This window comes from Fibrobacter sp. UBA7003 (genome assembly GCA_002449765.1).
Lineage (GTDB): Bacteria > Fibrobacterota > Fibrobacteria > Fibrobacterales > Fibrobacteraceae > Fibrobacter.
The window spans coordinates 271,448-284,693 of sequence record DJXN01000004.1; the positions used below are offsets into that span (position 1 = coordinate 271,448).

Genomic DNA, 13,246 nt, shown 5'->3' on the forward strand with positions numbered 1-13,246 from the left:
TGCACCACTCAGTCCTTCAAACAGCGGACCGAGAACCCGAAATTCGGCCTCAAAATGAGCAGCGCTACACTAGTGTTTGCATTATTCAAATACGCAGTGAACGTCTGCTCGGTAAGACGATTGTTAGAACTCCAGAAGGCCATGGAGATGCCCTCACTTTTAAAACTCCCCTCGCCATACACGCCAGCAGGCAACGCTGCAAACGAATAGGAATCCGAGCCATTTCCATCGTCGTTCCAACCGCTTACAGATTTGAGCATATCGCCTGCGGAAGATGAGCCTCCAACATCATTGAATAGCGTGCGAAATTCCGTCGTGTCGGGCAGATGCCAACCCTCAGGGCAAATACCACGCACCGGGTATTTCTGGAAGCATATTTTTCCATAGCCGCAGCCCATGCCATTCGTGCTCCACAAACCAGCGCTGTCCATCGCAGCCGCCCACGTATAAAGGCGACCGTACTTGTCGCAATATTCTGCAGAATCGTTATAGCACCAGCTCGTGGAATCGGAGGTGTAGTCCCCATCGCTATAAGGAACGCCAACGAATGCGTAATTCAGGTTCTCTGCCATCCACCACTGATTACCAATCTTTACCGTCTTGTAAGACTGGCCATCGCGAGAATCGATCAAGGTTCCCTCAATTACAGTCGATGGGTCTATGTATCCCTCGGAAAGACTGCTACTAGATTTCACGCTGCTGCTTGTCATGGCGGCCGGAGCCTGCCCCGAGCTTGATGAATGGGAGCCGCCATCTCCTTGACTGCTACTCGACTTCGGCGTAACGCTGGAAGAAGAATTCGCAGAACAGCTAGACTCTATCGACGACGATAAAACGCTGGATGAAATTTCCTTCGTGTCCGGGCGCGAAATCAAATCGCTTTCATCGTCACTGCAGGCGACAAGCATCACGAACACAAGCAGAACGAACAAGTTTTTCATAAAGCGCATTTTTCCTCCTTAATGTTTCTTTTGCCTTTAAAAAAAGCACGCCATTTTTGCCCTGGGGCATATAAAGCAGGCCAACGAGGGCAATTTATATGCCCCTCACACGCACATAGGCGCACAACCGCATCCGTTTTGTCACGCACAAACTAATAAAGGGCGTATAGATCCAGCAAAAAAGGGGGAATTTATACGCCCCGATGGCAAATCAGCCCCAAAATTCGCCCGCACCAGCCATAAAACTTACCCTCGCCGGCCAAAAAACGCCTTCTAGAAGTGCGGCGGCCACCGTTCGTCCACAAATTGCTATATTTATGCATATGAGTGAATATTTGCATAAATCCAGCATCGGCCCCGTAGAGCCGAAGGACTTCGTCAAGGACTATGGCGAGGCCGGTTTTGTGCTGGAAAACGGAAAGACGCTCCCCGCGCTCAACATCCGTTACGAGACATACGGCAAGCTGAACGCCGCCGCCGACAACGCGGTTTGGGTCTGCTCGCCCTTGACCGCCGACGCACACGCTGCCGGCTGGTACACCGAAAGCGACAAGAAGCCCGGCTGGTGGGATGAACTCATCGGCCCCGGCAAGGCAATCGACACGGACCGCTTCTTCGTGGTCTGCAGCAACATCCTGGGCGGCTGCAAGGGCACTACGGGCCCCGCAAGCGTGAACCCGCGTACGGGCAAGCCCTACGGGAGCACCTTCCCCACCATTACGATAGGTGACATGGTGCACGCCCAGAAAGAACTCGCCGACGGCCTTGGCATCAAGGAATTCTACTGCGTCATGGGCGGCTCGATGGGCGGCTTCCAGGCGATGAAGTGGGCCATCTACTACCCCGAGCAGGTGAAACGCATCGTGATTATCGCGAGTTCCCCGCGCTTCTCGAGCCAGGCGCTCGGATTCGAAGTCGTGGCCCGCGACGTGATTACGCAGGACCCGAACTACAACAACGGCGACTTCTACGGTGAAGGTGTCGCAAAACCCGACGTGGGCCTCGCGAACGCACGCAAGCTCGCGCACATCACCTACCTCAGCGCCATCGGCATGGAACAGAAGTTCAAGCGTGCGCAGGCACAAGAAAACAAGAGCCACGCCGTCACGTATTCCACGCCGTTCGACCTAAACCTGCCCATCGAAAGCTACCTGCGCTACCAGGGCAAAAAGTTCGTAGACCGCTTTGACGCGAACAGCTACCTGCACATCGCGCACGCGACCGACGCATTCGACCTCGAAACCGAATACGGCAGCATCGAGAACGCCTTCAAGGACATCAAGGCCGAAGTGCTGAACGTGAACCTCTCCACCGACTGGCTGTTCCCGCCGCACGAGAGCCGCCGCATCACGAGCGCACTCCTGAACGTGGGCAAGAAGGTGACAAGCCTCGAACTCGACACGCAGTTCGGGCACGACGGATTCCTTATCGAAGTGGGCGAACTCGGCAAGGCCGTAGGCCGCTTCCTCGATTCAAAGATTATCCCGCAGCAAGGCACGCAGGCCGTTCCCGTTTTCCACGAAGAGAGCGACTTCAAGTTGCTCGGCAAGCTCGTGAAAGAAGACAGCCACGTGCTCGACCTCGGTTGCGGCAGTGGCGACCTGCTCGACTTCCTCATTCAGAAGAAGAACGTTACGGGATTCGGCATCGAGAAGAACATCACGGGAATCCTCGACTGCCTCGAGAAGGACGTGCAGGTCATCCAGCGCGACCTCGACGACAAGGGAATCTCGGACCTGAAGGACGGAAGCTTCGACTACGCGATTATCAACCGCACCATCCAGGAAATCCGCGACCCCGTGGCACTCCTAAACGAACTGTTGCGCGTCGCAAAAAAGGCCATCGTCACGTTCCCGAATTTCGGGCACTGGACCACCCGCGGAAGCCTCATGCTCCACGGTCGCATGCCCAAGTCCAAGGAACTGCCGTACGAATGGTACGACACGCCGAACATCCGCCTCCTCACGGTGAAGGACTTCTACACGCTCTGCAAAAAGGAAGGGTTCAAGATAGAGAACATCAACTTCCAGAGCGACCACACGCTGAGCAAGGTTCTCTCCGCGCTCGGGCTCAAGAACTTCGGCGCAGAACACGTGATTGCCACTATTTCGAAGGTTTAGACATGTCGATTATTTCCATGACCGGATTCGGCAAGAGCGAATCCACACTGAACGGAACCACCTGCGTTATCGAAGTGCGCAGCGTGAACAGCCGCTTCCTCGAAATTTCAAGCAAGATTCCTAAAAACTTCGCCTACCTCGAAAACGACCTGAAGGCGATCGTGAAAGACAAGCTCGCACGCGGTTCGGTGAATCTTTCCATCACGCTCGGCGAAGGCGCCGTCGGGAACATTCCCGTGTGCTACAACGACGCGGCTGTTGCGAAGTTCGTCGAGATTACGAAGGCCCTGCAGGCAAAGCATGGCATCGCAGGCGAAATCACGCTCGACCACATTCTCGCCATCCCCGAAGTACTGCAGTTTACCGACGCGGGAGCCGATAACGAAGCTTGGGAAAACCACCTGAAGAAAGAACTTTCGAAGGCGCTGGACGGCGTTATCGCCATGCGCGAAAAGGAAGGCGCGAATCTCGCGGCCGACCTCACAAAGCGCGTTGCCCACCTGGAAGACGTGCTTACGAAAATCGAGGTGCTGGACCCGCAGCGCATCGACACGTGGAAGGTCAAGTTCAAGGAACGCATCGACAGCCTGATGAAGGATAGCGAAATCGACGACGTGCGCCTGTTGCAGGAAGCCTGCATCATGGCCGACAAACTCGACATCCATGAAGAAATCACGCGGTTCCACAGCCACAACAAGCTGTTTCTGGATGCCCTCAAAAAAGGCGGCGCACAGGGCAAGAACCTCGGGTTTATCCTTCAGGAGATGGGGCGCGAGGCAAATACGCTCGGAACAAAGTGCCAGAGTGCAGAGATTGCAGCACTTGCCATCGAACTCAAGAACGAAATCGAGTGCATTAGGGAGCAGAGCTTAAACATCGCATAAGGCTCGGTCATAGAAGATGCCCGCCTTTTCGTCCACAGAGTGGATAACTCAACTAAGGCAATAAATTGCCAAGTTTCGTATAGCGGGCATGACATTATGCGGGCATGACATTACGCAGGCGCACTTTATTAGCGCGCTTTATTTTTTGGAAGTCTTCTTCTTGTCCTTCAGCTGGACGCGGCGGCTACCCGCACGCAGGCGTTCCCACGGGCAGAAAGCCATCGTTCCGAACGTAAATCCGAAAAACCAGATTGCAAAAGCGACCCAGAGAATCACAGCACCGGCTATTTCCTTGCCCGAGGCATTCCCCATGTCGACCGTGACGGCCGCAAGCGAGAGCAGGCTAGAAACACAAACCGGCAGGAACATCTTCTTGCCAGCCTTCACGAGGGCTCCCGCCTGAGGCGATCCTTCAGAAAGTTCCTTGCCAGCAACAAGCGCAAATGCCACGACGTTTGCAAACCCGACCACGCTCAGAACCGCCCAGACAAGCCACGCATTGCCGAGAATCAGCGGCAACCACGCCACAAAGCCGGTCATCAAGGCCCACGAAAGCGCAAACGGGAAAAGCGCGCAGGCGACACTCCACTTCGCAAACAGCAAAAGCAGAAGCGCAACTCCGGCAAAAGCACCGTAGAAAGGCAACTGCATTCCCTCGGCCCCATCAAGGAAGCCTAGCGATGCAATCAGCGCAACCGCGGCCACCACGGAACCGAGACCGCCACGGATTCCGCCAAAGACAAAAGAAAGGACAAACATCGCAATAGCGGCGACACACAGGTACTGCGCCGAATTCCAGAAAGCGCCAACACCATCCAGATTCGCAAGCCACATGCCCATGCCTTCGGATGCAGCAATCGGAAGCGTATTGACCGCCTGCCAATCCTTCGCCAATAAGGTGACCGTCAAAACAACCATCAGAACCACGAAAATCAACCTGAAGCGAAGCATCAGTTCCAAAAATTTCTGCACCTTGCCCGGTTTCTCTCTCAAATCCATATTTACCTCGAAATCAAAAGTTTCTGTTTCTTAGTCCACGTCTTTTTCTTGAAGCTGTTCGTCGCGGCGACCTCGCTTCGCACAACATAATGATACAGGCCGTTGGCCAGAAGCCGCCCGTGGTTATCCTTGCCGTCCCAGTGCGTCACGCCCGAAACGGCATCCTTCAGCACTTTTACCAGACGGCCATGCTGGTTATAGATAAAGATATCCACCGTAGATTCGCGATCCACTGCAAGATTCTTGAAGTAGAACGTAGTACCCTTCTTCCCTACCGGATTGGGAACGTTGAACACGTCGGCAAGGCCCGCCTTCATGTCGTCGGTGATTTCCAGGTTCACCGTCTTTTTCGCGATATTTCCCAGCACATCCTGCGCCTGGACTGTAAACACGTATTTCCCAGCAGGGTACGAAGCCGATGCGAACTCCTTGCGGAGAACCGCGCGTCTCGAATTCTGTTCCATGAACGGGAACGGATGGTAGGGAGCCTCGACGCCCCTCAATTCAAACATGATTCCTTCATCGGCCTGTTCGCGGAAATCAAGCCCAGTCGAATCCTCGACCACCACCTGAAGGCACGCCGGGGACTGCATCTTTACCGTTTCGCCATCGGCATAGGACGCCTCGGAACCCTTTCTGAAGCAGGACTGGACTTGAATCGTCGGAGGGACCGCATCATGAATGGAATCGGCATATGCCGAAAAGCCGAACACACCGATTCCCCCAATCCTGAGCCTTCCTATCGGGGCCTCATTTTTCGAGTAGGCCCAGGCGCTGAACTCTACAGCCGTATCGCCAAACGCAATCTTCCGGGGCAAAACAAATTCCGTTTCGAAGCGGCCGCCCGCCACGGGAATCTGTTCTGAATAAATCAGGGAGCCCTCGTACAAGACATCCAGCGTGTCATTTTCCGAGTCGTAGCCCTTGTAAAGGCGCTTGTTCCTGGAACCTTCGCGCAACGACAAGGATATGTTTCCATCCGACATTCCACGGACAGATCCACTGAGGCGCATTTTGTCAAGCGCCTTGAGCGTATCTATCTTCTGGTCAAGCGACACCTTGAAATCCGTCTTGAGCATCTGAATCACCGGTTCGCCAAAAAGGATGTAATGTTCGTTGTTATAACGTTGCGAAGTATACTGAAGCGGATCCTCTTTTTCCCAGCGCACCTTCTTTGCCTTGACAAAGGCGTCACCGATGGTAATTCCAGGGTTCGCAAGCAAATTCAGAACAAAGTTTTTGCCCAACAGTTCGTTGTAGACACCATAAGTCTCGCGGGCCGCCCCCACCGAAGCAATCGACCCCGCCCCGGGAGCAATCAGGAATTCTTCGGACAGCGAGCGCTTGCCTCCTTCGTCAAAACGTCCCACCGCGCAGGAGAACGAATTGAGAATCGTGTAGCGTCCCTTGTTGTTGACTCTCGAAAGGTAGCTCGGCTTAAGAAGGCCTTCGCCTGCCCAGTCCGTCTTGGATCCATGCCCGAAATAGGTTGTGAGGAGCGCACCCTGATTCAGGATGTTAATGAAATCCTGAGAAGCCTGCCGCTTCTGCCCAGCCGCATCCACATCGTAATCCAGCAGGTAGACCTTTTTCTGGCTCCAGCGGAATCCAATTTCATCAGTCAGCGCATTGATCAGCCTGGACACACTTTCCTGCTTGTTCGTATGGTCCATATGATCATCGAATACGCCATTCTTCGCATCATCGGCCGTGAGAAGTAGCGTGTTGCGCCATTCCGAATGGTCAAAGACGCCCACTTTTTCGTATTCCTTCGCCTTTTCAATATAGGCGGAAAGTTCGACGGTCGACATCACCGGCATGCGTCCGACAGAAAGGTCCAAGTCGTAAGAACCGAAACGCACCATTTCGCCAGAATCAAGAGCCGCAAAGAAATCCTCCGTCACGGCATCTTCCATCTCGAAAGGCGGGATAAAGTTCTTGCCGAGCTTGCCCGTAAATCCACGGTAATCGTAATGACCGTACCCGAGAAGCAGCACGTATTTCAGGTCCTCACACACGGAATAGGCGTAGGCGATATAGTTGCGAATCGCCACAGGCGAAAGCGAACCGCCCGTATATTGCCGATAAACGTCATCGACATTGACGACCGTCGTCGCAAAAGACGTTCCCGCCTCGCCTCCCGAACGGAACTCACCCAACGACACGGCGCCATCCAGAAATTCCGGGGCCGATATGATGAGGTACTCCGTCTTGGAGTTTATTTTCGAAATATCCTTCAAAACGCCATCAGGCACGTCGGCAGCGATTTCTACCGAAAGCGCCGTCCGATAGACGCCCTTGCGGTAAGCCAGGTAGCGGACATCCTCACCCGGGGCGATGCTGTCACGGGCGTATCCCGATTCCACCGACAAAAGCCCGACGGGCCTTAAATCGACGAACTTCATGATTTCCACGTCCGATTTTGCCGGAATGCGAATCACGCCAGTCGCGTTTCCCGGGAGCATCCACTCCGCAGAATCGACAGAAGGTTCCCAGCGGTAGGCGACCGAAAAGCCGTCAAAACGGTCAAACTGCAAATCGTTCGGGAGCATCGTTATCGAGAATTCATTTCCACCTTCCTTGAGCGCATCCGTCGTGAACCGGAAATTTCCGCCGGGCAGCAACGCAGCATCCGCGCGGCTCAGCCTGGTTCCATTTACCAGGAAGTCGAACCTGATTCCGTTCATGCGTTCCGCGTAGGGATTCATCGAAAACGTCGAGCCACCCCTCTGGTCGTTGAGCTGCTCCACCGAGGATGTCGCTGCAGAACGGTACGGGAAATACGAAACATCGACAACGGCCGATTTCCCGGCCACAAGCCCCGGCAGGTTCCTCACCTGCGGAAGCGTAAGCTCGGAAGAAGCCACCGCCGTCGTGTCAAAGCGGCAATGCCAGTACCAGAACCATTCCTTGCCCGTCGTAGATTCCCAATCCAGGCCCTTGCCGTGGAAGGCATCCCTCAAAAAGGCATCTTTCTCCGAGCGCACGAAGCGCATCCAGGGAACATCCTTTCCCTGCGTCTTGATGGCAGGCAACCTCTCATCGAGCCGAAGCCCCTTGCCCGTCTCGCTCCACCCCAGCTGGAAATACTGGAAGTAGGAATAGGGAGATGAGGAGAAGTAGTAGGTGGAATCGTACTTTTTCCAAAAGGACGTGCCGTAGCCGGCGAAAACAATCGAATCCCCCTCGCCAAATGTCCCGTCGGGGGATGCGCCGTTCCTGGAATGGTCGCGAACCTCGATCGGAATTTCGAAAAGGCCGTTCGGGAGTATGGACTGCGCGCCAGGCACCGTGGCCTCGAGCGTATCGGGAGACGCTCCGTAGAGTCTCAACTTCTCTACGGGAATTCCGTCGAGGTCCGATTGCCGCAAGAACGGTACAAGCGCGTTGCGGATGGTCTTGAATTCTACCGCATAAAGCCCGTCCTCGCTAAGAGTCGCATGGTTCCTGTCCCCAACGACTAGGCGCGCCAGGAAATGGACTCCGGAGATATCGGCCGCGCCGGATTTTTTCAGCGCCCCTCGAAGGTTCCTAGTCCGGACACCGAACTTCGAGGCTCCTTCGGGGTTGTCCACGCGGGAGACGGCACGCTTGCCGGGATTGATTCCCGAACCCGCCATCGAAAAATCGACCGTAAGCCTGTAGCGTTTGCGGAGCCTGAGCGAGGAACCCGACTTCTCGTAGAGCGGGACGACCACTTCCATAATCCAGAGGCCATCCTTGAGCGCTGGCGCCGAAGCCTTCACTCCAGAAAACTTCGGTTGCACGCCGCTACAGTAGTCGCCACCGAGCGGAACCGTCGACAGCACCGAAAGCGACACCCGAGGCTTTGAACCGGCCGGGACTGCGACCCGGTAAATGCGGAAGGGCATTCCGGATTCGGCATCGTATTCCGAATTCTCGGGAACAAACGTTCGACCAGGGATACCCGCCCCTTCCTCATCCGTACAACCGTAAACCGAAGCGTCAACAACCGCGTCATCCAAGACAAAGCGAGAACGCGAATCCTCCACGACCGTGGAAGCGAGCGCAGAGACGCCGAGCAGCAGGCATGCCAATATGTGGATTCTGAACTTCACCATCTAAAAATATAAAATCGCAACCCCGTAAACTACGGATTCGTGATAACCATTTCGTAAAAACCGTTGCCGTCCGTCTTGAACTCCACCCACTGCCCATCGACAGCCTTCGTCTTGAAAATGGTAAACTGGGCGGGCTTCACGCCCTTCGAGAGGATTGCCTCGAGCTCGGAGTCCGAAATCATCGCGCGGGAATTGAACGAGGCCATGTACCAATGCCACGGCTGCCAGTTGAAAAGCGCTCGCGTCGACTGGACGAAGGCCCGCAGCATCAGAGAATACTCGTAGGCAAAGAAATCGCGGTAATTGCGTATTTCCGAGCGCTTTTCCACGACCGTCTTGGTCGCGAAGTCGGAATCGAAGCGGAGCGGCGTGGCATCCCGGTTCTCGTAGGTAAAGCGGATGGACTTGTCGTTTGCCACGACCTTCAGGGTCGGGCGGTCCAGGTGGACGAATTCCGAGGGGGAAACTGCCCTGTAGTCACGGAACACCACATCGGGGCTGAGCACCCGGTTCATCTTCAGCGGTACGGGTTTTGCATCCAGCGAAGCAAGTTCGTAAAAGACTATGACTTCGCCCGTGCCCTTGGGCAAAAGCACCGACAGCAGCGGACGCTCGCGTTCCGAAATCACCCAGACCATCTTCGGCTTGTTGTTCGACTTGAGCAACGGGTCCAGCACCTTCATTACGGACGGGTCGCGGACGCCGTTTACATCCCATTCCATCCAGGTTCCGGTTCCGCCTACCGAATCGAGGACAGCAAACAGACGTTCGCCGCTAAATTCGCCCTTGGAATCAACGGCGCCCAGAAGCTTGGAAGCCGGAGCGGCAAAAGCCTCCGTCACAAGGGCAAGCACCAGCGAACAAAGAAAAAAAAGACGCATCCGCAGCAACTTTTCCTAGAAGCCAATCGGTTCAAGAAGGCTATCGTCCAGACGCGAATACGTCATGTGATATTCCTTCTCGATCCAGTAGAGGGCGAGTTTCTTTGCCGTCCAATTCTTCTTGACGGCAATGGATTCTATGCCCTTGGTAATGAGCGGAAGGGTTTCGGGCAGGTCCAGTTTCCACGCGAGGTCGTCCCATTCGAAAATTATGACGGGCACCTCGGGACTTTTCGCAAGCCCGACACTTCCGCGGTCGTTCTTCACCTTCATGGGGCCGAGGTTCAAGTTCGTGAAGCGTTCCAGCATTCCGCTCTTGCTGAGCATCATAAAGAGCATGCGGTCCTCGTCCGTCTCCCACAGGTGCTCACGTTCATAGAGGCGGTAGAGGATGATGGTGTAGGCCTCGTAGAACTGGCAGGTATCAAGCGCCTCGGAATCATAGACCTTTGCATGGTTTTCGAGCGTATCGAGCCAGTATTCCGAAGAATCCGTCAGGTAGGCATACAGCGTATCGGCAGGAGCTCCGTTGCGCACGGCATCGAGGAACCCGCGGAACATGCTTTCGAGCATCGCCTGCTTGTCGTCGAGCCCCTGCTGGTACTGCGCATCTTTCTCCTGAGCGGCCGGAGAATCTGCCTTTGCAGCAGCAGCGCCATCTTTCGCCCCCTCAGAAGTTCCCGCACAGGCCACAAACGACAGCGCCAAGGCCGCCACGAGGACCACCACTATTTTATTTTTCATGATATGCATCGCGATACCTACCTCAGAATGACTTTGGACCAGCTCCTGGCAGCCTGCACCCAGAAAGGTTTCCAGGGATCCGGCCCCGGCGGCCAGCACAGGAACAAAACCAACACGGGAGTCCTGCTGAACCTCCGCGAATACAATTTAGAAATCAAATCCTGCGAAGCGAGGTCGGCAAAGGAAAACAGGACCCATGCGCTGCACCGCATGCAGATGGCCATCGCGCTGAACGTCCGCGAGACGCCCCCGGCTGTCGAAATTCCCTTCCCCGGCAGCAACGGCCACATCCAGCCTTCGAACGCGCTATTTCCGCTCTTTATCGCCCACGTGTTCGACATCATGGCGCAAAAGAACGGGGACACCAAGGAAGCGGCCGCCGCCTTCAAGCTCACCCCGAGCGCGCTCGTGAAGATTCTCAGGCAAGACAAGGCCTGTGCCGAAAAACTCCAGAACCAGCGTGTCGCAGGCGGAAAATCCAGGCTAAAACTCTAGTTGATAAAAAAAAACGGCAAAAAAGGAACATTTTCCCGTTTCAGCCGTTTTTATGTGTAGGGACAACACAAAAACCAAGGAGGTTACATGCTCCCTACACAAAAAATCAAGAAAACCGCATGCGCAATGGCGCTCGGATTCTGCGCCCTTTCCGCCTGGAACTGCGGCGAAAGCGAAACCAAGGACAACGCCCTGACCGTCTCTAGCGAGACCGCCAGGATCGCACTCCGTCTCGAGCACAGCGACACCCCACTCCTCGACAGCCTCGTCCTCGACTGCGAAGGCGCCGACACCCTGCACTTGGTGCAGGACGGTAGCGAAGCCGAATTCAGGCTCGACCTCTTCCCGCACGAACGCTGGAAATTCTCCGCGAAGCTCTATGCAAACGGCGAACTCATGCAGATCGGCGAAATCGAAGCCAAGCTCGAAGCGGGCGAAAACACAAATCTCGCCATCCCCATGCATGCTGTCGCAGGTTTCGTCTACGTCGAAATTCCTCTCGGATTCGGGAATCCCGCAGGTATCGCCTCGGGAACGCTCACGCTCAGCTCCGGAGCCGATGTTTTCGAATATCCCATGGCCGTCGAGGGCTCGACCGCCATCTTCAAGAGCGGGGTTCTCCCCCTCGGAAGGGATTACGGGATCCGCATCGAGCTTTCCAATTCCGACGGGATTGCCATCTTCAGCCTTTCCGACACGTTCAGGCTAGACGAATCGAGCCCAGTGCCCGAGCTGAAGATAAGTTCGCTCCGTGCAAGGATCGCCCTCGCCATCGAAATCGCGGCGGACGTGAACCTCGGGATTTCGCTCCCGCTCCCGGCTTCGCGGAGGGTGGCAGGAACGGGTGACCTGGTCATCAGCGAGTTCCTGGTAAACCCCGTCAAGTCCGACTCCACGCAGTTCGATTTCATCGAAATCTACAACGGGAGCAACGACACCATCGATGTCGAAAACTGCTTCATCGGCAAGAGCACGAATTCCAAGGAATCAGCCGCCATCGAGCCGCTTTCCATTCTGCCTCGCGAAGCCCTCGTGCTCGGAAACGACACTAACCCCAACACACCCGAGGAATACCGTCACACGGAACTCATGCCCACGTTCACCAAGAGCAACTCATCCACCGCGGCAGCCATCGTGCTGCACTGCGACGGCGAGATTATCGACTCCGTCTACTACGGCAAACTCGACAGCCTCCACCTTTCGGCTGTACCGCTGAACGGTTCGACCTCGACCACCAAGAGTTCGCAGTTCGACCTTTCCGGCTGGGACGACCGCGAGAACCCGGAAAACTGGTGTCTCGGGACGCCGACCCCGGGCGTTGCAAGCTTCTGCGAGTAATGAGACAAGGGAGGGCAAGCCCTCCCTAAGACCCTCCCGAGGGAAAAAAACTTCGGCAAACTGCGTTTGCCTCGCGCATACGCTTTGCGTATGCGTAAAAAACTGGTCGGCATCCTTGCCGGCCTGTTTTTTAATTCCGCAATAAAATTTGAATCTAGGCGTGCAGCTGCGCCACGGGTTTTTCCATGTCGAACAGGCGGCGCAGGAGTTCGGTCTTGGCTGGGTCGCGTTCGTCGGGGAGTGTGAGCGGCGCCATATTGATGGCGACGAGGATAGAACCCGGGTAGTTGTTGACGCACTTGATGAATTCGCTCGCCGATACACCCTCGGTGTAGAAATCCACGACAAAGGTATCCCAGTCGTCGTTTTCGATCTGCTCCATGGCTTCGGCTTCGGTCTTCACCGCCTTGAAGGTGGCCCCGACCATGAGGTCCGAAAGCACTTCGAGGCAGGCGTTTCGCCTTGCATCGTCCTCTTCCCAGATGAGAATGCGGCGTTCGCTGTAGTCACGGACAACCGCGGAATCTTCGGGAAGTTCCTCGGGGAAGAACTCCTTCGCTTCCTCGCTCATTTCGTCGTCATTTTCAAATTCGTCTAATTCTTTTGCCATAGTAGCCCAAATATAGTAAACCTGCCCCTCAAACGTTGCCATTTCTATCTTTAATTTCTAAATTTGGGCGCAAAAATTAAAACACAGGCAGATTCTATGGACCAGTCAAAAATCAGAAACGTCGCCATTATCGCCCACGTTGACCACGGCAA

At 55.3% G+C, this 13,246-nt stretch carries 10 protein-coding genes; 4 read left to right on the forward strand and 6 right to left on the reverse strand.

Features of this window, described 5'->3' with window-relative positions; translation table 11 throughout:
* Positions 1-8: 8 nt before the first annotated feature.
* Positions 9-941, reverse strand: coding sequence for a fibrobacter succinogenes major paralogous domain-containing protein (locus tag B2952_RS03690; protein ID WP_290730496.1), 933 nt, complete (start codon positions 939-941; stop codon positions 9-11).
* Between the two features lie 323 nt (positions 942-1,264).
* On the opposite strand from B2952_RS03690, the gene metX reads away from it, so the two are divergent.
* Positions 1,265-3,061: a homoserine O-acetyltransferase MetX gene (gene metX / locus B2952_RS03695; RefSeq protein WP_290733735.1), complete on the forward strand. Its 1,797-nt coding sequence runs from the start codon at positions 1,265-1,267 to the stop codon at positions 3,059-3,061.
* 2 nt (positions 3,062-3,063) lie between these two features.
* Positions 3,064-3,945: a YicC/YloC family endoribonuclease gene (locus B2952_RS03700; RefSeq protein ID WP_290733733.1), complete on the forward strand. Its 882-nt coding sequence runs from the start codon at positions 3,064-3,066 to the stop codon at positions 3,943-3,945.
* A gap of 138 nt (positions 3,946-4,083) precedes the next feature.
* Here B2952_RS03700 and B2952_RS03705 read toward each other — a convergent pair whose 3' ends face one another.
* From B2952_RS03705 to B2952_RS03720, 4 genes are read right to left on the reverse strand one after another with little or no spacing between them, the layout of a single operon-like run.
* Positions 4,084-4,944 (reverse strand): hypothetical protein, encoded by an 861-nt coding sequence (locus B2952_RS03705; RefSeq protein ID WP_290733731.1) that lies wholly within the window; start codon positions 4,942-4,944, stop codon positions 4,084-4,086.
* A 2-nt stretch (positions 4,945-4,946) separates the two neighbouring features.
* On the reverse strand, positions 4,947-9,026 hold the full coding sequence (locus tag B2952_RS03710) for a C25 family cysteine peptidase (protein ID WP_290733729.1): 4,080 nt from the start codon (positions 9,024-9,026) through the stop codon (positions 4,947-4,949).
* A gap of 29 nt (positions 9,027-9,055) precedes the next feature.
* Entirely contained in the window at positions 9,056-9,907 is an 852-nt protein-coding gene (locus tag B2952_RS03715) for a hypothetical protein (protein ID WP_173366082.1), read from the reverse strand.
* 15 nt (positions 9,908-9,922) lie between these two features.
* On the reverse strand, positions 9,923-10,651 hold the full coding sequence (locus B2952_RS03720) for a hypothetical protein (RefSeq protein ID WP_290730508.1): 729 nt from the start codon (positions 10,649-10,651) through the stop codon (positions 9,923-9,925).
* Positions 10,652-10,654: 3 nt separating this feature from the next.
* Between B2952_RS03720 and B2952_RS03725 the strand changes: the two genes are divergently transcribed.
* Together B2952_RS03725 and B2952_RS03730 are read left to right on the forward strand one after the other, a co-directional pair.
* Entirely contained in the window at positions 10,655-11,146 is a 492-nt protein-coding gene (locus B2952_RS03725; RefSeq protein WP_173366080.1) for a peptide chain release factor-like protein, read from the forward strand.
* A gap of 87 nt (positions 11,147-11,233) precedes the next feature.
* Positions 11,234-12,484 carry a lamin tail domain-containing protein gene (locus B2952_RS03730; protein WP_290733727.1) on the forward strand — a complete coding sequence of 417 codons (1,251 nt, stop codon included), beginning with the start codon at positions 11,234-11,236 and terminating at the stop codon, positions 12,482-12,484.
* A 154-nt stretch (positions 12,485-12,638) separates the two neighbouring features.
* Here B2952_RS03730 and B2952_RS03735 read toward each other — a convergent pair whose 3' ends face one another.
* Positions 12,639-13,094, reverse strand: a complete 456-nt coding sequence (locus tag B2952_RS03735) for a hypothetical protein (RefSeq protein ID WP_173366078.1) — start codon at positions 13,092-13,094, stop codon at positions 12,639-12,641.
* Positions 13,095-13,246 lie beyond the last annotated feature (152 nt).

Excerpts from the sequence above, each read along its gene's own strand:
- B2952_RS03700 (WP_290733733.1), top strand. The coding sequence starts at position 3,064 with ATGTCGATTATTTCCATGACCGGATTCGGCAAGAGCGAATCCACACTG.
- B2952_RS03715 (WP_173366082.1), bottom strand. The coding sequence starts at position 9,907 with ATGCGTCTTTTTTTTCTTTGTTCGCTGGTGCTTGCCCTTGTGACGGAG.
- B2952_RS03725 (WP_173366080.1), top strand. The coding sequence starts at position 10,655 with ATGCATCGCGATACCTACCTCAGAATGACTTTGGACCAGCTCCTGGCA.
- B2952_RS03705 (WP_290733731.1), bottom strand. The coding sequence starts at position 4,944 with ATGGATTTGAGAGAGAAACCGGGCAAGGTGCAGAAATTTTTGGAACTG.
- B2952_RS03730 (WP_290733727.1), top strand. The coding sequence starts at position 11,234 with ATGCTCCCTACACAAAAAATCAAGAAAACCGCATGCGCAATGGCGCTC.
- metX (WP_290733735.1), top strand. The coding sequence starts at position 1,265 with ATGAGTGAATATTTGCATAAATCCAGCATCGGCCCCGTAGAGCCGAAG.
- B2952_RS03690 (WP_290730496.1), bottom strand. The coding sequence starts at position 941 with ATGAAAAACTTGTTCGTTCTGCTTGTGTTCGTGATGCTTGTCGCCTGC.
- B2952_RS03735 (WP_173366078.1), bottom strand. The coding sequence starts at position 13,094 with ATGGCAAAAGAATTAGACGAATTTGAAAATGACGACGAAATGAGCGAG.
- B2952_RS03710 (WP_290733729.1), bottom strand. The coding sequence starts at position 9,026 with ATGGTGAAGTTCAGAATCCACATATTGGCATGCCTGCTGCTCGGCGTC.
- B2952_RS03720 (WP_290730508.1), bottom strand. The coding sequence starts at position 10,651 with ATGAAAAATAAAATAGTGGTGGTCCTCGTGGCGGCCTTGGCGCTGTCG.